Consider the following 24,729-nt stretch of genomic DNA (forward strand, 5'->3'; position numbering starts at 1 on the left):
CCGACAACCCTCAGCCGCGCACCTATGCAGCGTTCCGCTGCCCCTTCCGCGCGTAAGTGACAAGCGGCCGGGGCCCGATGCGTAAGGCCAAGCAGCCCTCCTGGCCGCTGCTGAAGTCCGGTCAGGTCAGCCTGTTCGAGCCGATCCCGTACGGCAACGACCAGCGCGGCCGGCCGATGTCGACCCTGCTCATGTTCGCCAACGTGCTCATCGGCTCCATGCCGCGCCACGGCAAGACTTCGCTCTGCGGGTGCTGCTACTGGCGTGCGCTCTCGACCCGCTGGCCGAGCTGCGGCTGTTCGAGCTGAAGGGCACCGGAGACCTGTCGGCTGGTCCTTGCGCATCCGCCGAGGCAAGCGGAGCAAGGAGCAGTACGTCTACCTCACGTTGGACGCTTACCGGCATCTGCTCAATCCCACTCCGGTCGGGCATGTTGTCTTCCCTTGACCGCCATGGAGCCTTCCAATGGGATTGTAGCTATCCGTCACAGGACAGTTACAATCTGTCGCACAATTCGTGCGCATCGGGACGACGAACGGATTCACATGGCTTTTGTCAGGACAACCGCCGCCGGCTCCACCCGTCCGGGTCAGGGATGGGCGCTCAACTCGGCGGGAGACGGCATCTACCTCGACGTGGACACCACTGACAGGGGTGCCCCGGTGTTCACCAAGACTCCCGTCTACATCACCTCCGTGGACGGCATTGCAGCGCACTTCGGCCTGACCGGGACCAGCGCCATCTACGAGGCCAGCAACAAGGGCTTCCAGATTAATGTGACGTTTCATGGAGACGGACCCCGCACTCTCAGCGAAGCCCAGAAGCAGCAGTGGCGCGTGAACTGGGCCGGCTTCGAGACCATCTGACACGCCCAAGATCACACGCAGCGCGGCGGGGGAAACACCGCGCGTCCGGCCGGCCCGGCCCGAACGCCGGACGCGTGTAGGTCTCTTCCAGCCAGTCATGGCGACCGAGGGAAGACGCCGCCGAGGGTTCGCTGAGCCTCCCTGCGGTGCACCGACCGGAATGGCGCGGTTACCGGTGCCCGGGGCAGCTGCTTGCGGCCGGGCGTGCAGCGCGAACGGCACCGCGTGACCGATACCGCGCCCAGGATGAGGGGACAGAACGTGAATTCTGTCCCCTCACCGCAACCGGCATCGGCTTGAGCGTCAATCCGCTCTACTCGCCGCATGACTATCCGCCGGCGAAACCCGGCTCCCGGCCCGCGGCGTGGCCTGCGGTTTCGGCGGTCTTGCTCCCGAACATGCCCCCCACCCGCCAAGTACGCCGGAAAGGGATCAGTGGTCCCTCGCGAAACGGGACTGGAATCCCGAATTCCGGAGCACGCGGACCGCTACCACTGCTAGCGCTGTACTCGCATTTGGACGTATGTGATCGCATCGGCGACGGTGCGGATATCCTCAGCGTCCGCCTCGGGGATCTCCAGGCGGTACTCCTGCTCCAGGGCCGCGATGATCTCAGCCATGGCCAGATCGTCGGCTCCGAGGTCATCAATGAGCTCGGCCACGGGGTCCACCTCTCTCGTGAGGTCGAGCTTTTCGGCGATGATCTTCTTTACCCGCGCCTCGATAGTGGTCTCGGTGGTCACGAAGCCCCCCCTGGCTCGCTGGACGAATCGCCTCGAGTCTCCCATGCGAGATCACTCAGCTGGAGGTTCGACATGCGCAGGTCGCACTGCTTGCTCACGACCCTTGTGCCAAAGATCACCTCTCCCGCCACCGAGTAGGCCGTGATCCGGTCGAGCTCGTCGAGCTTCATGACACGCTCGACCTGGTCCACGGGTCATCCTCCAGGGCCGAGCTGGCTGTCGAAAACAGCCCGTTGCTCGTTGAGGTAGGCAGCATCCGCGAGGTACTGAAGGTGGTGCCCGTCGGCCAGGTGGCCTGCGAAAGCCGCGTTGCCGGCGGCGGCTTGGGCGTGCATGAAGTCCACCAGGGCGTGCAGGCGGGCGATGACGGTGTCGACCAGGCTGGTGCGGTCGGCGGCGTCGAGTCCGTAGCGATCGCAGAACAGGCGCGCGCGGCGGGCTTGTGCTACTGCCGTACCGAAGCCGGCGGCGTTGGTGGGTGCGGTGGTGGGGGCCCAGCGGTAGACGGCGTAGGCGACGTCCCAGAGTCGGGGGCCGGGGTGAGCGGTGTCGAAGTCGATGATCCCGACCACCCTGTCACCGTCGAGAACGCAGTTGTGCGGAGCGTAGTCGCCGTGGCAGATCACCTCGACGGGCACGCGAGCGGGCAGCATCCAGCCGCCGATCACGTCGCGGGCATATTCCACGGTGGTGTCATGGTAGGAGCGCAGCAGCTCGGCGGCGCTCTCCAGCGCCTCCATGGAGGCGGCCGCAGGGGTGACCGGGTAGTTGCTGACCTCACCCGGCAGGAAGTCCAGGATCTCGAAGCCGTCGTCGGTCACTCCATGGACCGCAGGCGACGCGGTGAAGCCCCGCGCCCGCAGGTGCCGCAGGAGTCCGTGGACCACGGGTGACCACGGCCCGGTCGGACGTTGCACGGTCGCGCCGATCCTCACCACCTCGTTGACGCCGCCGCCGGCCAGAATCTCCCGATCAGGCACCTGTCGCCCTCCCCTTGTGATTTCGCTCCTCGAGTGTACGGACGAGTCGCCCAGCACCCTTCTCACCTGGGGCTCTGTCGGGCGGCTGAGGCGGGCGGGAAGAACAAGACTGTTGTCCGCGGATTTTTTCGTGCACGGTTGTCGGCGTCTCCACCCATGCCGATAGGAGTTCCAGCATGTCCGAAACCGTGCCTTTGCACCTCGCGGGCAACAACGCGCCGGTCGCCGAGGAGGTGACCCTGGAGCCGTCCAAGGTCGTCGGCGAGATCCCGGCCGAGCTGAGCGGGCAGTTCTTCCGCAACGGGCCCAACCCGCGTACCGGCTGGTCGCCGCACTCCTTTGCGGGCGACGGTATGATCCACACCATCGCGCTGGAGGGCGGCAGGGCGCGCTGGTACCGCAACCGGTACGTGCGCACGCCGCTGTACGAGCACCCCGACCAGTCCCGCTTCGCCCTCGCCTTCGACCAGGAGACAGGCCGGATCGACTACCGGGTGACCACGGCCAACACCCACCTGATCGCGCACGCGGGCCGGCTGTTCGCCCTGGAAGAGGGCGGCTTCCCGTACGAGGTGACGCCGGACCTCGCCACGATCGGGGTGCACACCTACGACGGGGTCCTGCAGACCCCGATGACCGCGCACCCGAAGACCTGCCCGATCACGGGTGAGCTGTTGTTCTTCGGCTATCAGCTGCGTCCGCCGTACCTGACCTGCTACCGCGTCTCGGCCGTCGGCGAGGTGGTGCAGACGCGGGTCGTGGACGTGCCGCGCGCGACGATGATGCACGACTTCGCCATCACCCGTAACCACGTGATCTTCATGGATCTGCCGGTCGTCTTCGACTACGTCCAGGCCGCGGCGGGCGGGCCGCCGTGGCGCTGGGATGACGCGCACCGCGCCCGGTTCGGCGTGCTGGCGCGTACGGCCGGCGACGACGCGCCCGTACGCTGGTTCGACGTCGCCCCGTGCTACGTGTGGCACACCATGAATGCCTTCGAGGACCCGCAGGGCGACACCATCACCGTCACCGGTACTCGCGTCCCCACGCTGTGGCGCGGCGGCGCCGACGACCTGGAGGGCGGGCTTCCGGTCGTGTACCGCTGGACGCTGGACCTGAGGCCGGGCGTGGTCGCCGAGGAACCGCTCGACGACGCGCCCAGCGAATACCCCCGTGTGGCCGACTCGATGCTCGGGCTGCCCCACCGTTACGGCTACACGACGAGCTTCTCCTTGGACGCCGAGCCTGAGCGGTCGGAGATCTACGCCTACGACCTCACCGGCGGCGGTGAACGGGCGGTGCACCGCCTCCCTCCAGGCCACACCTGCGGTGAGGCCGTCTTCGTACCCCGGGCCGGGACCGGTGAGAACGAGGGCTTCCTGATGACGTTCGCCCACGACCGCGGCGCCGGTACGAGCTACCTGGCCATCCTGGACGCCGCCGACCTGGCCGCGCCCCCGCTCGCCGAGGTACACGTCCCGGTGCGCATCCCCACGGGCTTCCACGGCAACTGGATCCCGGTCTGAGTATCGAGGAACCAGACCTGGTGCTCGTCCCCGTCCTGGCAAGTGATCCTGCCGATCTCACGGACAGCAGCGGGTGGTCAGCTGATTCCGATGACAAGGGCGTCGCGGACGGCGTCGATGACCTCGGCGGTGATCCGGTCGACGCCGTCGTTGAGTTTCATCACCCGCTCGGCTTGTTCCAGGAGCCGGGTGACCAGCCGGAAGTCGCCTGCGATCGACGCCAAGATCGAGAAAGACCTGGCGGAACAGAGCCGGAACAAGAAGGAAGCATCAACCCTCGCCCCCTGGTCAGAGGGGTGAAAGTGACGAGCCGGCCTGTAGGCCGGGTTTTGTCCTTCGTTGCCGAAGGGGCGACCATCCATCTAGGGCCGTCGTTGCCGGCGGCCTCAAGCGGTCTACCCGCGCGGCTCGGGCGGGCAGCCCTCGAACGTCGCGCGCGGGACGCTCCGAAGAGCGTCCCTTCTTGACCTTGCTCCGGGTGGGGTTTACCGAGCCGCCCACGTCACCGTGGGCGCTGGTGGTCTCTTACACCACCGTTTCACCCTTACCTCCCGCGGACGGGAGGCGGTCTGTTCTCTGTGGCACTGTCCCGCGGGTCACCCCGGGTCGGTGTTACCGACCACCCTGCCCTGTGGAGCCCGGACCTTCCTCGGCGAGCCCCGTGAAGGGGCCCGACGCGGTCGCCCGGCCGGCTCGTCACCGTGAGACTATCGCAGGTGGGCGGTGTCGTTGAACGACTTCACCACGCAGCGGCCGTCGGCGTAGTGCTCGACCAGCGACAGGCAGGCCACGTCGAGGTGCATCCGGTACAGCGCCTCCGGCGGGGCCATCAGGGCCAGCCGCAGCAGCGTCTTGATGGGCGTCACGTGTGAGACGACCAGCACCGTACGGCCCTCGTAGCGTTCGAGCAGCCGGTCCGAGGCCCGCTGGACGCGCCCGGCCACCTGGGTGAAGCTCTCGCCGCCGGGCGGGGCCGTGCCAGGGTCGGCCAGCCAGCGGGTCAGCTCCTCCGGCCACCGCCGCTGCACCTCGGTGAACGTGTGACCCTCCCACGCCCCGAAGTCGGTCTCCCTGAGGTCGTCGTCCACCTCGACGGTCAGGCCGGTCCGCTCGGCCACCGCCTGCGCGGTGCGCCGGGCGCGCGCGAGCGGGGAGCTGACGATGACGTCCAGCTTGTACGGCGGCCGGGACAGCCGCTCGGCCGCCGCCCCGGCCTGGGCGAGGCCGTGCTCGGTCAGCTCGGCGTCGCCGAGGCCGGAGAACCGGCGCTCGACCGAGAGCGGCGTCTCGCCGTGCCGCAGGAGCAGCAGGGAGGTGGCCACGCGGGTGGGCGGACCCCAGCCGGTGCCCTGGGACCGCACGCCGCCCTGCCGCTCCTGCGCGGCGGCGACGGAGGCCGTGGGCGCCGAGAGGTCGTCGGAGGCGGCCGGGGCGGAACGGCCGGGAGAGGTGGTGGGCGGGTCGAGCAGATCCGTCTGGTCGCCCTGCCTCGGGCCTCCTCCCCCACGGCCCTCTCCTCCCGAAGCCCCGGGGCGCGGCGCCGCTGGGGTCTCGGTGTCGGCGGAGGCCGAGCGTCTCCAGGGGAGGCCCTTGGCGGCGGCGTCCATGGCCTCGTTGGCCAGGCGGTCGGCGTGGGTGTTGCGGGCGCGGGGGATCCACGTCCACTCCGTCACGCGCAGCCGCCGCGCCAGCTCGGCCGCCTCGACGGCGAGCGGGCGCAGCCCTTCGTTCTTGATCTTCCAGCGGCCGGCCATCTGCTCGACGACCAGCTTGGAGTCCATCCGCACCGCGACGGCCGCGCCCTCACCGGCCACGCCCAGGACGGCGCGCAGGCCGGCGATCAAGCCGCGGTACTCGGCGACGTTGTTGGTCGTGACGCCGATGGCCTCGGCCGCCTCCGCCAGCACCTGGCCGTCGGAGGCGTCGCGGACCACGGCGCCGTAACCGGCCGGCCCGGGATTGCCGCGTGAGCCGCCGTCGGCCTCGATGACGTACGACGTCACAGGCCCGACTCTGCGGTCCGGACGAGGATGCGGCGGCACTCGTCGCAGCGCACCACGTCGTCGTGCGGGGCGGCCTTGATGCGGTTCATCTCGGCGATGGACAGGGCCACCTTGCAGCCCTGGCAACGGCCGCCGCGCAGCATGGCGGCGCCCACGCCGTACTGCTCCCTGAGCTTCTCGTACAGGGCGAGCAGGTCGGCGGGGATGTCGCCGGCGACGGCGGCGCGGCGGCCCTGGGCCTCCCCCGCCTCCTTGTCGATCTCGACGAGCGCGGCGTCGCGGCGGTCCTCGGAGGCGGCGCGGGCGGCGGCCAGCTCGTCGAGCTTGGCGCGCAGGTCGGTGACCTTGCTGTCGGCGGCCTCGCGCCGCTCCATGATCTCCAGTACGACCTCCTCGAGGTCGCCCTGCCGCCGGTGCAGGGAGGCGATCTCGGACTGGAGGCTGGCGAGGTCCTTAGGCGAGGTCACGGCGCCGGAGTCGAGCCGCTTCTGGTCGCGCTCGGCGCGGGCGCGGACGGTGTCGACGTCGCCCTCGGCCTTGGTCTGGTCGCGGGCGAGGTCGCCGGCCTCGGTCTCGGCCTCGATCACCTCGGTGGCGAGCTTGGCGTAGCGCTTGGACTGCTCGTCGATCTCGGCCAGCTCGGGCAGCGTGCGGCGACGGTGGGCGAGCCGGTCGACGACGGCGTCCAGCTCTGCCAGGTCGAGGAGTCGCTTCTGGGCGTCAGGGGCTGCTTTCATGATCAATATCCTCTTGTCCAAGCATCGGTGACCGCGGCGGAGACGCGCGTCTCAACGGTAACGCCACCGCCGCGCAGGATGGACGCTGCTCCGTCCAGCCAGGGCCACTCGGTGGCCCAGTGGGCGGCGTCGATCAGCGCCGGTCCGCCCGCCTCGGCGAACTCGCTGGCCGGATGGTGCCGCAGGTCGGCGGTCAGGAAGGCGTCGACGCCCGCCGCGCGGGCCGTCTCCAGCAGCGAGTCGCCCGCTCCCCCGCTGACGGCCACGCGGGCCACGCGGCGGGACGGGTCGCCCGCGACGCGGATGCCCCACGACGTCTTCGGCAGGCCGCCGGCCACCGCGACCGCGAACTCCTCCAGCGTCACCGGCTCCGGCAGCTCGCCGACGCGCCCCAGGCCGCGCCACGGGTCGTCCGGGAACGGCCGCAGCGGCACCAGGTCGCCCACCAGGCCGACGGCGCGGGCCAGGGCGTCGGAGACGCCGGGGTTGGCGACGTCGGCGTTGGTGTGGGCGGTGTAGAGGGCGATGTCGCGCTTGATCAGGGTGTGGAGGAGGCGGCCCTTGGGCGTGTTCGCGGCGACGGTGGTGGTGCCGCGCAGATAGAGCGGGTGATGGACGACGATCAGATCGGCGCCCCACTCGACGGCCTCGTCCACCACGGCCGTCACCGGGTCCACCGCGAACAGCACCCGCCGCACCGGCTGGGCGGGGTCTCCGCAGACCAGGCCCACCGCGTCCCACGACTCGGCCCGGGCGGGCGGGTAGGCCGCCTCGAGCACCTCGATCACCTCTGCCAGCGTCACTGCAGCCACCTGGGCAGACTATCGGGAACGGCGGGGCGGACCGTCCCTGACGGCCCGGTCCCGGAACGGACGTCTCCCTGATGTCGCGCCCGCCGCACCGCTGTCGTGGCCCGGCCGTCCCGGGACTGGCCAGGCTGTCGTACGGGACCGGCCGGGCGTGCCGTGAGCTCGTCCCGACCTCCGGATGTGCCGTGAGCTGTCCCGACCTCCGGGCGTACCGTGAGCTGGTCCCCACATCTCCGGTCCCGCCGGCGGCGGAGCGCGTACCGGGCACGTGCGGCCCGCCTGCTGAGGCCACCCCGGACGGACGCGGACCCGGCACCTTCCCGGCCGTGCGGGGATGCGTGGATCAGGGGTGGTGTGGGCGGTAACGTCCGGTGCATGGCCTCATCCCTCCACCGCCGTTCCGTCGTGGCGGACGCCCACAACGACCTCCTCATGGCCGTCTCGGCCCGCCCGCCCGAGCGGTGGGCCGCGTTCTTCCGCGAGCAGTGGCTGCCGCAGCTCCGGGAGGGCGGGGTCGGGCTCCAGGTGCTGCCGGTGTTCGTGGACGACCAGTACCGCCCCGAGGGGGCGCTGCGGCAGACGCTGCGCATGATCGAGTGCGCGCACGCGATCGCCGAGGGCAACCCCGGGGAGGTACGGCTCTGCCTTACGGCCGCCGACATGGAGGAGGCTCTGGAGTCGGGCCGGATCGCACTGGTCCTGGCGCTGGAGAGCATGCCGGGGCTGGACGCGAGCGTGGAACTCATCTCGACCGCGTACCGGCTCGGCGTCCGGATCGCCTCGATCGCGCACTTCGGCCGCACGCCGCTGGCCGACGGCAGCGGTGAGGACGCGACCGGCAGCGGCCTGACCACGCACGGCGTCGCCGCGCTGAAGGAGATGGAACGGCTCGGCATGGTGTTCGACGTTTCGCACCTGGGCGCGTCGGGAGTGGCCCACGTACTGGAACTGGCCACCGAGCCGGTCATGGCCACGCACTCGGCGGCCCGCGCTCTTCGCGACCACCACCGCAACCTCACCGACGACCAGATCCGCGGCGTGGCCGCCACCGGCGGCGTCATCTGCGTGAACTTCTTCGCCCCCTTCCTCACCGAGGACGCCCGGGCGGCGACGCTCGACCACGTGCTCGACCACATCGAACACGTGGTGGGCGTGGCCGGCGTCGACCACGTCGGCCTCGGCCCCGACTTCATCCGCGAGGTCATGGACGACCTGACCCCGCCCTGCTGCGAGGACGTGGACCCGCGAGGTGTGGACGCGAAGGCGGCCGTACCGGGTCTGGAGGGACCCCGGGGGCTGCCTCTGGTGACCGAGGGACTGCTCCGGCGCGGCCTGCAGGAGAAGGACGTCAGCAAGATCATCGGGGAGAACCTGCGCCGGTTCCTCGGTGAGCGGCTGGCCTGATCGGGAGCCCGATCCGGGCGCCGGCCAGGGCGATATCGTGGGCGGATGGGGAGGATCACGAGGGCGGAGTCGCAGGAGCGCAACCGGGCGCGCGTCCTGGCCGCGGCGCGTGACGAGTTCGCCGGGCGGGGCTTCCGCGACGCCAAGATCGACGACATAGCGGAGCGGGCGGGGCTCACGCGGGGCGCGGTCTACTCGAACTTTCCCGGCAAACGGGCCCTGTTCTTCTCCGTCCTCGCCGACGCCTACCGACCGGACGGGGACTCGGGCGGGGAGGTGGCCGGAGCGGGCGGGGACGTGGCCGGGGTGCTCGGGGCGGTCGCGCGGGTGTGGCTGGACGACCCCGTGCCGGGGAGCGCGATGGCCGTGTGGCGGGAGCTGGTGCCGCAGGTGCAGGCCGACCAGGCGAGCCGGTCGGCGTTCGCGCAGCTCATGACCCTGTACGCGACGCTGCTCGGGCTGGCCATGGAGCGGCTGGACGCGCCGCCTGGGCGGCGGCTGGTGCGGCTGGCGACGGCGGCGCTGACCATGCTCCAGGGAGCGTCCCAGCGTGCCGCCCTCGCCTCCGGCCATGCCGGCGACCGCAGCACCGGTCACGGGCGCGATCCCGGACACGATCACGGGTGGGGAGAGCCGGGAGACGCACGGGAGGATCTCGTGCGTGCGTGCGAGCGGCTCGCCGGGCTTGATCCCGGTCCCGCCCCGCTGCCGCCCGTTCTGGCGCTGGAGCCGTACTCACTGGACGGCCCGTGGGCGCCTCCGGCGGCCACGGACGCGTTGCTGGGGACGCCCGTCGACCTGGGGGGCGACGGGCTGCTGCTGTTCCTGGGGTTGCGCCGGCTGTCGGCGCTGGAGGACGCCGTACGGGCCGCGCCCGCCGGACTGCCGGTCACCCTGGTCGTGGTGACGGGCGACCCGGGTGAGCTGGGACCGCTGGCGCGGTTCGCGCTGGCCCGCATGGGCGCGCACCTGCGGGCGGCCGTGCCCCCGGGCGCGTGGCCGGGGGTGCGGGTCGTGTGCGACGAGAGCGGGCGCGTCGCCGCGGCGGCCGGGCAGCCGTCCGTGCGCGACGAGACGGAGAGCGCCGTACGGATCTCGGCGGGGCGGCTGGTACGGCGGGCCGACGGCCGGGGAGCCGGATTCGCCCTGGCCTCCGAGCTCGCGGGTGACGCCGGGAGCCGGAGCACGACGGCCAGGAGCGGGAACCCAGGCGCAGGAGCATGGGGGCCGGCGGCATGAGGCACGGCGACATCAGCCCATCGGCGTCAAGCACAGCGACATCAAGCACAGGGGCATCAGGCACAGCGACATCAAGCACAGGGGCATCAGGCACAGGGGCATGACGGGAAAGGGCGGGCGTTGATGGGTGAGCAGCGGGCGGCGACCGGGGGCGACGCCGCCGGACGGGCCGCGAAAGAGGCCGCGGCGCGGGTCGGGGTGGTGGTCCGGGAGCTGCACGCGATCGGCGACTTCCAGCAGGTCTACCGGCTCTTCGACGACATCTGGCACTTCAGTCCGGGCGATCCCCCCGTCACCCTCGAACTGATGATCACGTTCGCGCACGCGGGCGGCTACGTGGCCGCCGCCTACCAGGACGACGTCATGGCAGGCGCGTCGGTCGGGTTCCGGGCGGCGGAGCGCACGCTGCACTCGCACGTGACCGGCGCGCGAGCCGGACGCGGCATCGGTTACGCGCTCAAGCTGCACCAGCGCGCCTGGTGCCGGGAGCACGGACTGGACCGGATCAGCTGGACCTTCGATCCGCTGGTGCGGCGCAACGCCCGTTTCAACCTGGCCAAGCTCGGCGCCCGGCCGGAGGCGTACGTGGAGAGCTTCTACGGCACGATGTCCGACGCGATCAACCAGGGCGACGAGTCCGACAGGCTGGTCACCGTCTGGGACCTGGCCGGGCCGCCCGCCGACACGCCGCCCCCGCCGTACACGGTGGGGCTGGGTGTGGAGGACGAGCGGCCGGTGAGGGGGAGCGCGGACGGGCCGGTGGTGCTGGTGGCGACGCCGCACGACATCGAGACGCTGCGGCGGCGGGACCCGGGCGCGGGCAAGGCGTGGCGGCTGGCCGTGCGCGACGTGCTGGGCGGCCTGATGCGGGAGGGCGGCCGGGTGGTGGGGTTCACGGACGCCGGCGAGTACGTGGTGGCGGCAGGAGGCGAGGGCGGATCGGCTCTCGGAGCTTGACCGCAGTTTTTGTGCACATGTGAATATGTCGGTGAAAACCAGGAAATAAACGGGTTTCCGCTGGTTTGAGCTCCCGCCGGGAGCCGAACAAGGAGATCCGCGATGACGGAGTTCACTCCGACCGTCCCCGCACGAGTCCTGCCGTCCGTCACGGTCCGCGACCTGCCCGAGCCGCCGCGCTCCCCCTGGCGCATCATCGGCCCGGGGCTGGTGGGCGCGGGCGTGGGGCTCGCCTCGGGCGAGTTCATCCTCTGGCCGTACATCGCCTCCCAGGTCGGGCTGGTGTTCATCTGGGGTGCGGCGATCGGCATCATCACGCAGTGGTTCCTCAACATGGAGATCGAGCGCTACACGCTGGCCACCGGGGAGACCGCGCTGACCGGGTTCAGCCGGATGTGGCGGCACTGGGGCCTCGTGTTCGTCGTGATGACCCTCGCGTCGAACCTGTGGCCGGGCTGGGTGACCACGTCGGCCACCATGGTCACCTACCTGACCGGCTCGGGTCAGGGCAGCGTCCGCTGGATCGCGATCGGCATGCTGCTGGTCATCGCGCTGGGGCTGACGCTGGCGCCGGTCATCTACGTCGCGCTGGAACGGGTGATCTTCGTGAAGATCGCTCTGGTGACGATCCTGGTCGTGGTGGCGATCGTGCTGGCCATCACCGCCCAGAGCTGGGTGGAGCTGGGCAAGGGGCTGACGGTGGGCGCCCGCGTCCCGGTGCCGCCGCTGGACTTCGCACTGCTCATGGGCGCCATCGCCTACGCGGGTGCGGGCGGCGGGCAGAACCTGTGCCAGAGCAACTGGATCCGCGACAAGGGCTTCGGCATGGGCCTGTACGTGCCGCGCCTGGTCAGCCCGGTCACCGGGCAGGAGGAGGCGGCCTCCTCGACGGGCTTCCAGTTCGCGCCCACCAAGGCGAACCTGGCCCGGTGGCGGGCCTGGTGGCGCTTCGCCAACGTCGAGCAGGCCACGACGTTCGCGCTGGTGTCGTTCCTGACGATCGCCTTCATGTCGATGCTGGCCTACTCGACCGTGTACGGGAAGCCGGGGCTGGCCAACGGCATCGGTTTCCTCAAGGTGGAGGGCGAGACGCTGCAGAGCGAGGTCGGCACGTGGTTCGGGGTCCTGTTCTGGGTGATCGGGGCGCTGGCGCTGTTCGCCTCGGCGATGGGCATCGTCGACTACACCTCGCGGCTGGCGTCCGACACGATCAAGACCGTCTACCTGCGGGACCGGCCCGTCTCGGTCAACCGGGTCTACTTCATCGTGGTGTGGGCCATGACGCTGATCGGCATCGCGATCCTGCTGCTCGGCTTCGACCAGCCGCTGATCCTGCTGGTGCTGTCGGCGAGCTTCGCGGCCGTGATGATGTTCGTGTACTCGATCCTGCTCATCGTGCTGAACCGCCGCGCCCTGCCGGCCGCGATCAAGGTCCGGTCGTACCGGCTGGCCGCGCTGGTCTGGTCGATCGCCTTCTTCGGCACGCTGACCGTGCTGACCGTCGTCCAGCAGGCGCAGAAGCTGCTCGGCGGCTGAGTATTTGACCTCAACCCTGCTTGAGGTTGCATGCTCGGTGGCATGAGGACTATCGAGGTGACGAGGTTCGGCGGGCCCGAGGTGCTGGAGCCGCGTGAGGCTCCGGACCCCGTCGCGGGGCCGGGACAGGTGCTGATCGGCGTGGCGGTCGTGGACGTCATGTCGCTGGACGCGCAGTTGCGGTCGGGGTGGGGGCGCGAGTGGTTCTCCCACGAGCCGCCCTACGTGCCCGGCACCGGCGTGGCCGGGCGCGTGCTGGCGACCGGCGAGGGGGTCGATCCGTCGTGGACCGGGCGGCGGGTCGCCGCGTTCCTCCCCTCCGGCGGCGGGTACGCCGAGCTGGCGGTGGCGGACGTGGCGACGGTCGTGCCGGTGCCCGCCGAGGTGCGGCTGCGCGACGCCGCCGCGCTCATCCAGGTGGGCCCGGCGGCGCTCAGCCTGACCGACGCCGCCGAGCTCAAGCCGGACTCCCGCGTGCTGGTGACCGGCGCGGGCGGCGCCCTCGGCCTGCCCCTGGTACGGCTGGCCGCCGCTGCGGGCGCCCGCGTGACCGCGGCGGCGCGCGGGACCGCCAAGCGGGCGGCGGCCGCGGGGCTCGGCGCCTCGGAGACGACCGGCTACGACGAGCTCACCGGCGAGTACGACGTGGTGCTGGACGGCGTGGGCGGCGAGGTGGGCGTGGCGGCGTTCGGGCGGTTGGCGCCGGGCGGCGTGTTCTTCGCCTACGGCGCCACGGGCGGCTCCCCGGCCCCCGTGGACCCGGCGGAGGCCGAGCGCCGGGGGGTGCGGCTGGTCGGCATGGAGCAGGTCCAGTTCGCGCCCGAGGAGTTCCGGACGCTCGCCGGGCGGGCGCTGGGCGAGGCGGCGGCGGGCCGCCTGTCCACGGTCGTCGGCAAGGCGGTGCCGCTGCGGGAGGCGGCGGAGGCCCACGCCGCCCTGGCCGGCCGCGAGCTGGTGGGCAAGGCGGTGCTGCTGGTCACGGCCGAGGCCGTGCGCTACCGCCGGCACGGCGGGGCCGAGGTGCTGGAGCTGGAGGAGGTGGCGCCGCCCGAGCCGGGGCCCGGACAGGTGCGGGTGGCGGTCCGGGCGGCCGGGGTGAACCCCGTCGACTGGAAGATCCGCTCCGGCCTGATGGGGGCGCCGCCGGACGGCCCGGCGGGCACCGGCGTCGAGCTGGCGGGCACGGTCGACGCCGTCGGACCGGGCGTCACGTGCTGGGAGGTGGGCCGGCCGGTGTTCGGCCGCGCCTCGGGGGCGCTCGCCACGCACGCGCTCGCCTCGGCGGGCGACCTGCTGGCCAAGCCCGAGTGGCTGGCGTACGAGCGGGCCGCCGCGCTGCCCGTGGCGGCCGAGACCGCCTACCGCGCGCTCGGCCTGCTCGGCGATCCGGCGGGCCGCACGCTGCTGATCCACGCCGTGGCGGGCGGCGTCGGCCTGGTCGCCGCCCAGTTCGCCGTGGCCCGGGGCGCCACGGTCGTCGGCACGGCCGGCGAGCGGCACCACGCCTTCCTGCGCGAGATCGGCGTCCACCCGGTGACCTACGGCGACGGGCTGGAGGAGCGGCTGCCCGGCCCGGTGGACCTGGTGCTGGACGCCTCCGGCCGGGACGTGCTCGGGCTCTCGGTGCGGCTCACCGGCGATCCGGCCCGGGTGGTCACCATCGCCGACCCGGCGGGCGCCGCGCGGCACGGCGTCGTCTTCTCCACCGGGTCGCCGGGGGCGCCGCTGGAGGAGGTGTTCGCCGAGGTGCTGCCACTGGTCCGCGACGGGGCGCTGAAGCTGCCGATCGCCGAGGTGTTCCCGCTGGAGCGGGCCGCCGACGCGCATCGACGCAGCGAGGAGGGCCACTACCTCGGCAAGCTCGTCGTGGCCGTGGCGGGCGACCTCAACGCGGAAGCAGAGCTTCCGCGATAGGGGGCAGACTGGGCGCATGCTGGAAACGTCCGCGCGCCTGCTGAAGCTGCTGTCCCTGCTCCAGGCGCACCGGGAGTGGTCGGGCCCCGAGCTGGCCGGGCGGCTCGGGGTGTCGACCCGGACCATCCGCAACGACGTCGAGCGCCTGCGCAGCCTCGGCTACCCGGTCCACGCCACGCCCGGTGTCGCGGGCGGCTACCGGCTGGGGGCGGGCGCCGCGCTGCCGCCGCTGCTGCTGGACGACGAGGAGGCCGTCGCGGTGGCCGTCGGGCTGGGCCGGGCCGCGGGGGGCGGCGTCGAGGGCATCGAGGAGACCTCGGTGCGCGCCCTGGCCAAGCTGGAGCAGGTGCTGCCGTCGCGGCTGCGGCACCGGGTCAGCGCCCTGAACGCCTACACCGTGCAGATCCCCGGCAGCGCCCCCTCCGTCGCCCCGTCCGTCGCTCCGGAGGTGCTGACGACGATCGCCAACGCCGCCCGCGACCGGGAGCGGCTGCGCTTCGACTACACCGGCCACGAGGGTGACGCGACGGTCCGCGACGTGGAGCCGTACCGGCTGGTGCACCGGCGCGGCCGGTGGTACCTGCTGGGCTACGACGTGGCGCGGGGGGACTGGCGGACGTTCCGGGTGGACCGGCTGCGCCCGCGCGTCCCGTCCGGGCCGCGGTTCACGCCGCGGGAGCTGCCCGGCGACGGCGACGTGGCCACGTACGTCGAGAAGGGCGTCAACACCGCGATGTGGCGCTACCGGGCGACGGTCCTCCTGCGTGCCCCGGCCGGGCAGGTGGGCCACCTGCCTCCCGGGCTGGAGCCGGAGCCGGTGGACGAGGCGTCCTGCCTGCTGCGGGTGGGCGGCGACGACCTGGGCGGGATGGCCGCGTGGCTCGGGTTCCTGGGCGTGGACTTCGAGGTGCTGGACCCGCCGGAGCTGGTGGAGGCGGTGGCGGCGCTCGGCGAGCGGTACCGGCGGGCGGCGGCCCGCCCGCCGGCGTCATGAGCCCGCCGTCGTCACGAGCCCGCCGGCGTCATGACTCCGTGAGCCGCGACAGGTACGCCTCCCGCACCTTGGAGCGCGACAGCTTGCCCGTCGGCGTGCGCGGCAGGCTCTGCCGGTACTCGATCACCCGGGGGTGCTTGAACCGGGCCAGCCGCGGCGCGCAGTGCTCCAGCAGCTCGGCCGTCAGCTCCGGCCCCGGTGTGGCCCCGTCTGCGGGCTGCACGAGCGCGACCACGCGGTGCCCCCACTCCTCGTCCGGAGCCCCGATGACCGCCACGTCGGTGACCGCCGGGTGCTCCAGCAGCGCGGCCTCGACCTCGGCCGGGTAGATGTTGACGCCGCCCGAGACGATGAGGTCGGTGCGCCGGTCGCACAGGAACAGGTAGCCGTCCTTGTCGAGATAGCCGATGTCGCCGGGGGCGTACCACTCGCCGCGCATGCTGGCGGCCGTCTTCGCCGGGTCGTTGCGGTACTCGAACCGGCCGAGGCTCGACTTGACGTACACCATGCCCGGCTCGCCGGGCGGCAGCTCGCGGCCGTCCTCGTCGAGGATCCTCGCCTCGAACGTCGGCGCGGGACGGCCGACGGTGCCGGGCCTGGCCAGCCACTCGCGCGGCTTGACCGCGAACGCGATCGTGGACTCCGTCGAGCCGTAGTACTCGTAGAGCACCGGCCCCCACCACTCCATGATCTCCCGCTTGACCGACACCGGGCAGGCGGCGGCCGTGTGGATCACCTGCCGCAGGCTGGACACGTCGTACGACTCCCGGACCTCGCGCGGGAGCTGGAGCATGCGGTGCAGCATGGTCGGCACCATCATGGCGTTCGTCACCCGGTGCCGCTGGATCAGCTCCAGCACGTGCACCGGCTCGAACCCGGCCGTGATCACCACCGTGTGCCCGAGCTGCAGGGCGAACTGCGTGTGCGCGCACGGCGCGGAGTGGTACATCGGCGAGGTCACCAGGTGCACGCCGTCCCCCGGCGTCAGGTCCACCACCTCGCCCAGGAACCAGGTGAGCAGGGGGGCGACCGCCTCCGGCTCCGCGCCGGGCAGCCGGCGCTGCACACCCTTGGGGAAGCCGGTCGTGCCCGAGGTGTACCACATGACCGCGCCCGCGGTGCGGTCTCCGGGCGCGGTGTCCGGGTGTCCCCGCGCCAGCCCGGCCGTGCCGATCTCGGCGCCGGCCGGCACCTTGTCCGCGTACTCCTCGCCGGTGACGACGAGGCCCGCGGCGCAGTCGCCGAGGATGTAGGCGATCTCCGGCTCGGTGAGATGCCAGTTGACCGGCACGTAGAACAGGCCGATCTGCCCGGTGGCCATGAGCATGACGACGGCGTCGAGGCCGTTGGGCAGCACGCCCGCGACCACGTCGCCGGTGCCGAGCCCGCGGGCGCGCAGGCCGTGGGAGACCTGGTTGACGCGGGCGAGCAGCTCGCCGTACGTGGTTCGCGTGCCGTCGGCGTCGATCACCGCGAGGCGGCCGGGGTCGGCGGCGGCCAGCGCGTAGAAGCCGGGCGGCGGCCCGCCCGGCGTCGTGTCCGGGTCGGCCCCGGCCATCAGGCCTCCATCAGGGCGGCGAGGCGGGCGCGGTGGACGCGGGGCGGCCCGAGCAGCACCTCGTCGGCCTTGGCCCGCTTGTAGAACAGGTGCGCGTCGTGCTCCCAGGTGAAGCCGACGCCGCCGTGCAGCAGCAGGTGGTCGCGGGCCACCTCGAAGCAGGCGCGGCCGACGTACGCCTGGGCGAGCGCGGCGGCCTGCGGCAGCTCGGCGGGCGCCTCGGCGGCGGCCCAGGCGGCGTAGCGGACGATGGACTCGGCCTGTTCGAGCTTGCAGTGCATGTCGGCCAGCTTGTGCTTGACGCCCTGGTAGGAGCCGATGCAGCGGCCGAACGTGACGCGGATCTTGGCGTAGGCGACGATGGCGTCCAGCGCGGCGCGCAGCACGCCGAGCTGCTCGGCGGCGAGCGCGACGGCCACCAGGTCGCCCACGGCGGCGGCTCCGTCCGGGCCGAGCGGGCCGAGCACCCGGGCGGGCGCGTCGGCGAGCTCCACGCGGGCCTGGCCTCGGGTGAGGTCGAGGGTCTCCAGCGGGACACGGGTGACGCCGGGGCCCCCGAGATCCACGGCGACCAGGACGGCCCCGTCGCCCGGCTCCCCCGGACCGTCCGCGGCGGACGCGCCCGGTCCGGCCGGGGTTCCGGGAAGGGCGGCCAGCAGCACGTCCGCCTCCGCCCCGCTCAGGACCTGCGGCAGCGTCCCCCGCACGGTGACCCCACCCCCCGCCACCCCGGCGCCCGCGGCCCGCATCGTCAGGTCCACGGGCGTGACAGGCAGTGCGAGCGTGGCGGCGGTCCGGCCTTCGGCGATCCCGGTCAGCAGCTCCTTGTCCGGTACGCGGGTGAGCGCGAGGGCGGCGAACGCGGTCGCCAGGAACGGCCCCGGCAGCAGCGCCGCGCCCGTCTCCTCCAGCGCCACGGCCAGCTCCGCCATGCCCGCGCCCGCTCCGCCGTACTCCTCGGGGACGATCAGCCCGGACAGGCCCAGCTCGCCGTTGAGGCGGGCGTGGACCGCGGGGTCGTAGCCGTCGCGGACCTTGGGCAGCGGCGAGGCGGCGGCCAGGAACGAGCGGACCGCCTCCCGGAGCTCCCGCTGCTCCGGCGTGAGCACGAGCCTCATCCCTGCGTTCCCACCTTCAGGTTTTTGAACGGCACGGTCTTGTCCACCCGCGGCCCGGGCGGCAGGCCGAGCACGCGCTCGCCGATGATGTTGCGCATGATCTCGTTGGTGCCGCCGCCCAGCGACATGGCGGGGGCCAGGGAGATCGCGTGCGCGAGCGGGCCCGCGTCGCCGGGACCCGCGACGGCGGAGGGACCGGCCAGCCGGGTGGCGAGGTCGGCCTCGAACAGGGTCAGCTCGGCCAGCAGCAGCTTGGCTGCGCTGCCGCGGGCGCCGGGGAACAGGCCCGCCTCGGCCTCCTGGGCCAGCCGCTGGTTGAACAGGGCCAGCGCCCGGCTGCGGATGTGCAGCTCGACCAGCTCGTCGAGGACCAGCGGATCGCTGGTGTCGGCGGTGCGGCGCAGGGCCTCCAGGGAGGTGGGGTCGTCCTTGGCGCGGCCCATGCCGACGCCGGAGGAGATCGACAGCCGCTCGTGCAGGAGAGTCGTCACGGCGACGCCCCAGCCGTCGTCGACGTCGCCGACCCGGCGCGCGTCGGGCACCGCCACGTCGTCGAAGAACACCTCGTTGAAGTGGGCGCGCCCCGTCATGTCCTTGAGCGGCCGGACCGTCACGCCGGGGTCGCGCATGCCGACGACGAGCATGGTCAGGCCCCGGTGCTTGGGCGCCTCCGGGTCGGTGCGGGTGAGCAGCAGGCCCCAGTCGGCGTGCTGGGCGACCGACGTCCACACCTTCTGCCCGTTGACGATCCAGCGATCGCCGTCGCGGACGGCGCGGGTCTGCAGGGCGGCCACGTCGCTGCCGGCGCCCGGCTCGGAGAAGAGCTGGCACCAGATCTCCTCGCCGCGCAGCAACGGCCGGACGAATCGCTCGCGCTGCTCGTCGGTGCCCCGGTCCACCAGGGTGGGCCCGGTCATGCCCAGCCCGATGGAGAAGACGTAGGTGGGCAGGGAGAAGTGGCGGGCCTCGGCGGCGAACGCGCGCTCCTCGGCCTGCGTCAGCCCCTGGCCGCCCCATCGCTCGGGCCAGGTGATGCCGGAGTAGCCGGCGTCGTACAGCCTGGCCATGAAGTCCTTGGCGTGGGAAACCGCGTCCTCGCCGACAGTGTCGCCGGTGGGCGCGTTCTCGAGCAGCCATGCCCTGGCGGCCCGCCGGTACTCGTCGAGATTCACGTTCTCTCCTCCGGCATCAGTGTTCACTTACTCTAACCAGCCCCGCCGGACCGGCATAGAGCGCCGACTTGTGCACCTTTTATCCGGATTTGCCGGTGAATCTCCGTTGATTAGGACGAGAGCGACTTAGTGTGATCATCTGATCACCGGGGGGAAAGGATTGGTCACACGGTTCGGCAGGTCCATTCGGACACGCCTGACGCTGTTCGCGGGGATCGCCATGGTGCTGCTCAGCGTCGTGGTCAACGCGTTCGTGCTCTGGGCCGTTCACAGCACCGCGGAGGACTACCGCAGGACAGAGGTGCTGACCTCCGGCCTGCAGGTGGTCCACCTGGTCAAACGCGGCGCCCTGCCCACCGTGATCTCCAGCGACCTGGACGGCATCCAGGTGGTCGACGCCCAGGAACGGGTGATCTCCTCCACCGACAACCTCGTCGGCAAGCCGCGCATGAGCTCCGTCGTGCCCGACGTGTACAGCGCCACCCGCATGCTGGTGACCTGCGACCTGCCCTACTGGCGGGGCCGCTGCCAGTTCATGTCCGTCTTCCGGGTCTACCAGCAGAGCGGCGACTGGATGGTGTACGCCGTCGGGAGCCTGGTGCCCTGGTACGTCCATCCGGCCGTGCTGGCGTTCCTCATCGGCATCTCGGTGGCCATGGTGGCCCTGGCCTGGTTCGGCGTGTCCAGGGTGGTGGCCGGGACACTGGCCCCCGTGGAGGAGATCCGCGACAAACTCGCCGAAATCACCAGCAGCGACCTGGGCAAACGCGTGCCCGTGCCCGGCCGGGCGGACGAGATCCGGTCGCTGGCCCAGACCGCCAACCAGACGCTCGACCGGCTGGAGGCGGCGGTGGAGCAGCAGCGCAGGTTCGCCTCCGACGCCTCCCACGACCTGCGCAGCCCGATCACCGCGATGCGCGCCCAGGTCGAGGAGGCGATGCTGCACCCCGAGGACGCCGACTGGCAGGAGATCTGCCGCGCCCTGCTGTCCAGCCTCGACCGGCTCCAGGCCATCGTGACCGACCTGCTGACGCTGGCCAGGCTGGACGCGGGGTCGCCCATGGCCCGGGAGCCGGTCGACCTCGCGGAGCTGGTGGGCGCGGAGACGGCCCGGCCGCGCGCGAAGAAGCTCGCCACCACGCTCGAGCAGGGCGTGGTGGTGACCGGCGACCGGCTGCAACTCGCCCGGCTGCTGACGAACCTGCTCGACAACGCCGAGCGCCACGCCGAGTCCACGGTCACCGTCGCCGTGCGCAAGGCCGACGGCCACGCCACGCTGGAGGTCCTGGACGACGGCGGCGGCATCGCTCCGGACCAGCGCGAGCTCGTCTTCCAGCGCTTCACCAGGCTCGACGCCTCCCGCAACCGCGACGCCGGCGGCACCGGGCTCGGCCTGTCCATCGCCCGGGACATCGCCCACGCCCACCGCGGCACGCTCACGCTGGAGGACTCCGACGCCGGGGCCCGGTTTGTCCTGCGGCTACCGCTCAGGGCGGTATGACCGCACCTGCTGGTCACGCTCCCATACCCATGCCTGGTTTGTCCTATATCTCGCTCTGATCACTAGTTAGAGTGGCCCGCTGTGACACCAGGTTTCAGCCGATTACGACGTGAGGACTTGCTCAAGACGGCCTGCGAGGTGATCTCCTCGCAGGGGTTCGGGCACACCAGGACCCTCGACATCGCCCGGGCCGCCGGCGTGAGCCAGGCGCTGCTCTTCTACCACTTCGAGACCAAGGACCGGCTGTTCGCCCAGGCGTTCGCCTACGCGGCCCGCCTGCACCGCGACACGCTGGAGAGCATCGAGCGCCTGCAACGGCCCCCGCTGGAACGGCTGCGCACGCTGCTCAGGCGCTGCTCCCCGGCCGGGTCGGCCGACGGCTGGCGACTGTGGATCGACGCCTGGGCGGAGTCGATCCGCAGCGCCGACCTGGAGGAGACCACGCGCAGGCTGGACCAGCAGGGCCGGCAGGTGCTGCAGGGCATCATCGAGGACGGGGTGCGGCGCGGCCAGTTCGACTGCGAGGACCCGGAGGGGGCGAGCTGGCGCATCTTCGCGCTCATCGACGGGCTCGCCATCCAGATCCAGGTCCACCCCAAGGCGCTGTCACGCCGCCGTGCCAACCAGCTCATCCGGACCGCCGCCGCGACCGAGCTGGGCCTGACCCCCGCCGACCTGTGACCGCCACCGGCCTGTGACCGCCGCCGACCTGTGACCGCCGCCGGCCGCACCCCGCGGCGGTCCGGCTCAGGCCCGCCTGGCGAGCACGTCCGTCACGGGTGGGAGCATAGACGGGTTTGGAACGCGTTCAAGGGAAGGTTCTCGATCGGTGAGGCGGCTACTCACGGTCCTGCTGCTCGCGTCGGCCGCGGTGGGGATCTCGCTCCCGGCCCGCGCGCACAACGTGCTCGTCAGCAGCGACCCCAAGGACGGGGCGGCGCTGGCGGCGTCCCCCGCGCAGATCACGCTGGTGTTCGACCAGGCCGTGCGCCAGGGATACGCGCAGATCGGGGTTACGGGCCCGGACGGGGCGGCGATGGCCGACGGGGCGGCGTCCGTGGCCGGCGAGAAGGTGACGGTCAAGGTCCGGCCGCTGACGGCGGCGGGCGCTTACATGGTGGGCTACCGGATCCTGTCGTCCGACGGGCACCCGGTGACGGGGAAGATCTCCTTCCGCCTCACGGCCGGGGCCGCGGCGGCGTCCCCGGCGGGCTCTCCGGCTCCCGCCGAGAGCGCCGCGACCGGCGAGGCGGACAGCGCGCGGGCGGCCGAGGCGGCGGCCAACGGCGGGGCGGGCATGGCCGTGGTGTGGATCGTGGCCGCGCTCCTGCTGCTGGCGGCCGGCACCGCCGTCGCCCTGCGCCGCGCCCGCCCCGCACCGGGTGAGCCCGCGGACGGCGGCACCGGCGAGGAGGGGCGCGCGTGAGCGTCGAAGCTCCCCCGCGGCGTGGCGTCGCCGTCGGCGGCGGCGTGGTGGCCGGCGTGTTCCTGGCCTGCGCCGTCGTCTCCGCCGTCGTCGCCTCCGGCCTGACCGCGCAGGAGGCCGTGCCCGGCATCCCCATGCCGGGCCCCCTCGTGGCGTACGGGCTGCCGGTCGTGCGGGTGGTGCTCGACCTGGCCGCCGTGGCCGTCGTCGGCACCAGCCTGGTGCCCAAGCTGCTCGGCTTCGACGCCCCCGAGCTCACGGAGCCGGTCATGCGCCGCGTACGGCCGCTGACCGTCACCGCCGCGTGGGTGTGGGCGGCGAGCGCGCTGCTCACGATCGTCTTCCAGACGGCCGAGCTGAACCCCGGCGTCGTGCCCACCCCCGCGATGATCGCCGGTTACGTCGACAGCGTCGGCACCGGGCAAGGGCTGCTGTTCAGCGCCGCGTGCGCGCTGGCCGCGGCCGGCATCGGGCTCATGGCGGTGCGCTTCGGCGAGAAGGTGCCGGCCGAGCTGCGGATCGTGGTGGCGCTGTTCGGGCTGCTGCCGATCCCGGTGACCGGCCACGCGGTGAACTCGGTCTGGCACGACCCCATCATGATCTCGATGGAGACCCATGTGATGGGGGCGGCGGCGTGGGCGGGCGGTCTGGCCGCGGTGACGGTGTTCGTCGCGCCGCGGCGCGAGCTGCTGGCGGTCGTGCTGCCCCGCTTCTCCAGGATCGCCACGGTCTGCCTGCTGCTGGTGGGCCTGTCCGGCCTGGTGACGGGGCTCGGCACGATGGCGCTCACGCCCGGCGTCGAGCTGCCGGGCGCGCTGCTCACCAGTGAGTACGGCCTGCTGGTGCTGGCCAAGCTGACCCTGGTGGCACTGCTGGTGCCACTGGCCGCGCACATCCGCTACCGGCTGCTGCCGGCGATCCGGAGGGGCGCGGCCACGGCCGTGGTGGCGTGGGCGACGGCCGAGCTGGCCGTCATGGGCCTGGCCTACGGGGTGGCGGTGGCGATCACCCGGGCCTCGATCGGCTGACGGCCGGCCCGGCCGCTCCACCACTCGAAGGCCAGCCAGGCGGCCAGCAGCCCCGCCCCGGCCCAGACGGCCGTGCCGGCGGCCAGGGGCGGCGCGCCCAGCAGCCCCGTCTGGCCCTTGACCGCGCCGTACACCTGACCCATGAGCGCGCTCTGCGCCGCGAGCGCGCCGTAGACGGCGGCGGTGACGCCCACGGCGCCGAGCAGCGCCCGGACCGGCGCCATCCGCACCGCGAACGCGAGGTCCACGCACAGCCCGCCGACGACGAGGAAGAACGGCACCGCCGACGGCGGGAAGCCGGTGAAGGTGAGCAGCGGCCAGATCAGCGTCCGGAACCCGACATAGCCCGCCGCCACCAGCGTCGCCGCGCCGAACCTGCCGATCAGCATGCGCGCCACGACGAGCACGCTGAGCCCGGCGACCACCGCGTAGACGGGGTAGAGGGCGTCCGGCACGGGCAGCGCGAACGCGGTCATCATCTCCCGGTCGACGGGCCGGCCCATCTGGTCGGCCGCGAACCGCAGCAGGATCGGCTCGGCGTAGGTCGCGTGGTTGTCCCACGCGCCGATCGACAGCACGCCGTACTCCTGGTGCTGCTCGGGGAAGTGCACGTTCTCCAGGAAGAACGCGAAGAACGCGCCCAGCATCACCGTGCGCTCCCGGCCCGGCGGCGCGCCGGTGTACCAGCCCCGGATGACGCCGGCGATCATGAAGAACGTTCCAAGGTAGAGCATGATGTGCGACGGGCTCCACGAGGTGATGTCGAGCCCGTTGACGCGGTGGTTGATCAGGTCGAGCGGCACCGCCACCAGGAAGATGCCCGTGCCCCACTGGATGAGCCGCAGCGCGGCCCGGTCGACGCCGTAGCCGGTGTAGCCGTGCACGATGGTCAGCACGAGGGCCAGGGCGGTGCCGGCGGAGTTGAGCATGTGGGGCGGGGCCAGGTCGTCGCGCAGCCACTTGAAGTGCCACGAGACGTCCCACGCCGAGCCGAGCAGCTTGAGGGTGAGCGCCACCAGCCACCCGTAGTAGAGGACCCGGAACAGGTCCTCGGGCGTCTCGCGGCCCGCCGGTCCCCGCGTCCAGTAGGGAACCGCCCAGGCGGCGGCCTTTTTGACGATTGCTGGTGCGTTCACGGGCTGCATCTTACGGCGATCGCGCCCGCCGTCCACGCCGGGCGGAAGTGATGCGGCCAGGACGAGATCTCAGGGTCCTCTC

General features: G+C 72.5%; 24 protein-coding genes and 1 other RNA gene. 13 read left to right on the plus strand and 12 right to left on the minus strand.

Annotated features, from left to right (window positions below):
• The first annotated feature begins 77 nt into the window (after window positions 1-77).
• Together AB0H64_RS12500 and AB0H64_RS12505 are read left to right on the plus strand one after the other, a co-directional pair.
• Entirely contained in the window at window positions 78-308 is a 231-nt protein-coding gene (locus tag AB0H64_RS12500) for a hypothetical protein (RefSeq protein ID WP_357623229.1), read from the plus strand.
• Window positions 309-545: 237 nt separating this feature from the next.
• A complete protein-coding gene (locus AB0H64_RS12505) occupies window positions 546-866 on the plus strand; it encodes a hypothetical protein (RefSeq protein ID WP_357623231.1) in 321 nt (106 codons plus the stop codon).
• 497 nt (window positions 867-1,363) lie between these two features.
• On the opposite strand, the gene AB0H64_RS12510 is transcribed toward AB0H64_RS12505, so the two are convergent.
• From AB0H64_RS12510 to AB0H64_RS12520, 3 genes are read right to left on the minus strand one after another with little or no spacing between them, the layout of a single operon-like run.
• Window positions 1,364-1,609, minus strand: coding sequence for an acyl carrier protein (locus tag AB0H64_RS12510; protein ID WP_357623233.1), 246 nt, complete (start codon window positions 1,607-1,609; stop codon window positions 1,364-1,366).
• Complete coding sequence (locus AB0H64_RS12515) at window positions 1,606-1,800, minus strand: hypothetical protein (protein WP_357623235.1); 195 nt, start codon at window positions 1,798-1,800, stop codon at window positions 1,606-1,608. Before AB0H64_RS12515 ends, AB0H64_RS12510 begins: the two co-directional genes overlap by 4 nt.
• Window positions 1,801-1,803: 3 nt before the next feature.
• The gene (locus tag AB0H64_RS12520; RefSeq protein ID WP_357623237.1) at window positions 1,804-2,589 is read right to left on the minus strand and encodes an aminoglycoside phosphotransferase family protein; all 786 of its coding nucleotides are present in this window, start codon (window positions 2,587-2,589) and stop codon (window positions 1,804-1,806) included.
• Between the two features lie 176 nt (window positions 2,590-2,765).
• On the opposite strand from AB0H64_RS12520, the gene AB0H64_RS12525 reads away from it, so the two are divergent.
• Window positions 2,766-4,115 (plus strand): carotenoid oxygenase family protein, encoded by a 1,350-nt coding sequence (locus AB0H64_RS12525; RefSeq protein ID WP_357623239.1) that lies wholly within the window; start codon window positions 2,766-2,768, stop codon window positions 4,113-4,115.
• Window positions 4,116-4,192: 77 nt separating this feature from the next.
• On the opposite strand, the gene AB0H64_RS12530 is transcribed toward AB0H64_RS12525, so the two are convergent.
• The 5 genes from AB0H64_RS12530 to AB0H64_RS12550 all read right to left on the minus strand — a co-directional run bounded on the left by AB0H64_RS12530 (window position 4,193) and on the right by AB0H64_RS12550 (window position 7,658).
• Window positions 4,193-4,339: a hypothetical protein gene (locus tag AB0H64_RS12530; RefSeq protein WP_357623241.1), complete on the minus strand. Its 147-nt coding sequence runs from the start codon at window positions 4,337-4,339 to the stop codon at window positions 4,193-4,195.
• Window positions 4,340-4,417: 78 nt separating this feature from the next.
• Window positions 4,418-4,811: RNase P RNA component class A (rnpB, locus tag AB0H64_RS12535), an RNA gene on the minus strand.
• Between the two features lie 11 nt (window positions 4,812-4,822).
• Window positions 4,823-6,118 carry a bifunctional RNase H/acid phosphatase gene (locus tag AB0H64_RS12540; RefSeq protein ID WP_357623243.1) on the minus strand — a complete coding sequence of 432 codons (1,296 nt, stop codon included), beginning with the start codon at window positions 6,116-6,118 and terminating at the stop codon, window positions 4,823-4,825.
• Window positions 6,115-6,855 carry a C4-type zinc ribbon domain-containing protein gene (locus tag AB0H64_RS12545; RefSeq protein WP_357623245.1) on the minus strand — a complete coding sequence of 247 codons (741 nt, stop codon included), beginning with the start codon at window positions 6,853-6,855 and terminating at the stop codon, window positions 6,115-6,117. Before AB0H64_RS12545 ends, AB0H64_RS12540 begins: the two co-directional genes overlap by 4 nt.
• Before the next feature lie 2 nt (window positions 6,856-6,857).
• Window positions 6,858-7,658, minus strand: coding sequence for a Nif3-like dinuclear metal center hexameric protein (locus AB0H64_RS12550; protein ID WP_357623557.1), 801 nt, complete (start codon window positions 7,656-7,658; stop codon window positions 6,858-6,860).
• A 381-nt stretch (window positions 7,659-8,039) separates the two neighbouring features.
• Here AB0H64_RS12550 and AB0H64_RS12555 point away from each other — a divergent pair, with 381 nt between their 5' ends.
• From AB0H64_RS12555 to AB0H64_RS12580, 6 genes are all read left to right on the plus strand, one after another.
• Complete coding sequence (locus tag AB0H64_RS12555) at window positions 8,040-9,068, plus strand: dipeptidase (RefSeq protein WP_357623247.1); 1,029 nt, start codon at window positions 8,040-8,042, stop codon at window positions 9,066-9,068.
• A gap of 45 nt (window positions 9,069-9,113) precedes the next feature.
• Complete coding sequence (locus AB0H64_RS12560; RefSeq protein WP_357623249.1) at window positions 9,114-10,307, plus strand: TetR/AcrR family transcriptional regulator; 1,194 nt, start codon at window positions 9,114-9,116, stop codon at window positions 10,305-10,307.
• 123 nt (window positions 10,308-10,430) lie between these two features.
• Window positions 10,431-11,264: a GNAT family N-acetyltransferase gene (locus AB0H64_RS12565; protein WP_357623251.1), complete on the plus strand. Its 834-nt coding sequence runs from the start codon at window positions 10,431-10,433 to the stop codon at window positions 11,262-11,264.
• Between the two features lie 102 nt (window positions 11,265-11,366).
• Entirely contained in the window at window positions 11,367-12,800 is a 1,434-nt protein-coding gene (locus AB0H64_RS12570; RefSeq protein ID WP_357623252.1) for an Nramp family divalent metal transporter, read from the plus strand.
• Between the two features lie 42 nt (window positions 12,801-12,842).
• Window positions 12,843-14,714, plus strand: a complete 1,872-nt coding sequence (locus AB0H64_RS12575; protein WP_357623254.1) for a zinc-binding dehydrogenase — start codon at window positions 12,843-12,845, stop codon at window positions 14,712-14,714.
• A gap of 16 nt (window positions 14,715-14,730) precedes the next feature.
• On the plus strand, window positions 14,731-15,708 hold the full coding sequence (locus AB0H64_RS12580; protein ID WP_357623256.1) for a YafY family protein: 978 nt from the start codon (window positions 14,731-14,733) through the stop codon (window positions 15,706-15,708).
• A gap of 28 nt (window positions 15,709-15,736) precedes the next feature.
• Here the strand turns inward: AB0H64_RS12580 and AB0H64_RS12585 are convergent, their stop codons facing one another.
• Genes AB0H64_RS12585 through AB0H64_RS12595 form a run of 3 tightly spaced genes read right to left on the minus strand, consistent with a single transcriptional unit; the run spans window position 15,737 to window position 19,556 of the window.
• Entirely contained in the window at window positions 15,737-17,266 is a 1,530-nt protein-coding gene (locus AB0H64_RS12585; protein WP_357623258.1) for an AMP-binding protein, read from the minus strand.
• Window positions 17,266-18,384: an acyl-CoA dehydrogenase family protein gene (locus AB0H64_RS12590; RefSeq protein ID WP_357623259.1), complete on the minus strand. Its 1,119-nt coding sequence runs from the start codon at window positions 18,382-18,384 to the stop codon at window positions 17,266-17,268. Before AB0H64_RS12590 ends, AB0H64_RS12585 begins: the two co-directional genes overlap by 1 nt.
• Window positions 18,381-19,556 (minus strand): acyl-CoA dehydrogenase family protein, encoded by a 1,176-nt coding sequence (locus tag AB0H64_RS12595; protein WP_357623261.1) that lies wholly within the window; start codon window positions 19,554-19,556, stop codon window positions 18,381-18,383. Before AB0H64_RS12595 ends, AB0H64_RS12590 begins: the two co-directional genes overlap by 4 nt.
• A gap of 160 nt (window positions 19,557-19,716) precedes the next feature.
• Between AB0H64_RS12595 and AB0H64_RS12600 the strand changes: the two genes are divergently transcribed.
• The 4 genes from AB0H64_RS12600 to AB0H64_RS12615 all read left to right on the plus strand — a co-directional run bounded on the left by AB0H64_RS12600 (window position 19,717) and on the right by AB0H64_RS12615 (window position 23,511).
• Window positions 19,717-21,057, plus strand: a complete 1,341-nt coding sequence (locus AB0H64_RS12600; RefSeq protein ID WP_357623263.1) for a HAMP domain-containing sensor histidine kinase — start codon at window positions 19,717-19,719, stop codon at window positions 21,055-21,057.
• Between the two features lie 117 nt (window positions 21,058-21,174).
• The gene (locus AB0H64_RS12605; protein ID WP_357623265.1) at window positions 21,175-21,738 is read left to right on the plus strand and encodes a TetR family transcriptional regulator C-terminal domain-containing protein; all 564 of its coding nucleotides are present in this window, start codon (window positions 21,175-21,177) and stop codon (window positions 21,736-21,738) included.
• A gap of 148 nt (window positions 21,739-21,886) precedes the next feature.
• On the plus strand, window positions 21,887-22,483 hold the full coding sequence (locus tag AB0H64_RS12610) for a copper resistance CopC family protein (RefSeq protein ID WP_357623267.1): 597 nt from the start codon (window positions 21,887-21,889) through the stop codon (window positions 22,481-22,483).
• Complete coding sequence (locus AB0H64_RS12615; RefSeq protein WP_357623269.1) at window positions 22,480-23,511, plus strand: CopD family protein; 1,032 nt, start codon at window positions 22,480-22,482, stop codon at window positions 23,509-23,511. The genes AB0H64_RS12610 and AB0H64_RS12615 overlap by 4 nt, the downstream gene beginning before the upstream one ends.
• Here AB0H64_RS12615 and AB0H64_RS12620 read toward each other — a convergent pair.
• Window positions 23,469-24,656, minus strand: coding sequence for a hypothetical protein (locus AB0H64_RS12620; protein WP_357623271.1), 1,188 nt, complete (start codon window positions 24,654-24,656; stop codon window positions 23,469-23,471). The genes AB0H64_RS12615 and AB0H64_RS12620 overlap by 43 nt on opposite strands.
• Window positions 24,657-24,729 lie beyond the last annotated feature (73 nt).

The sequence above is a fragment of the Nonomuraea sp. NPDC050733 genome (assembly GCF_040654215.1).
Classification (GTDB): domain Bacteria; phylum Actinomycetota; class Actinomycetes; order Streptosporangiales; family Streptosporangiaceae; genus Nonomuraea.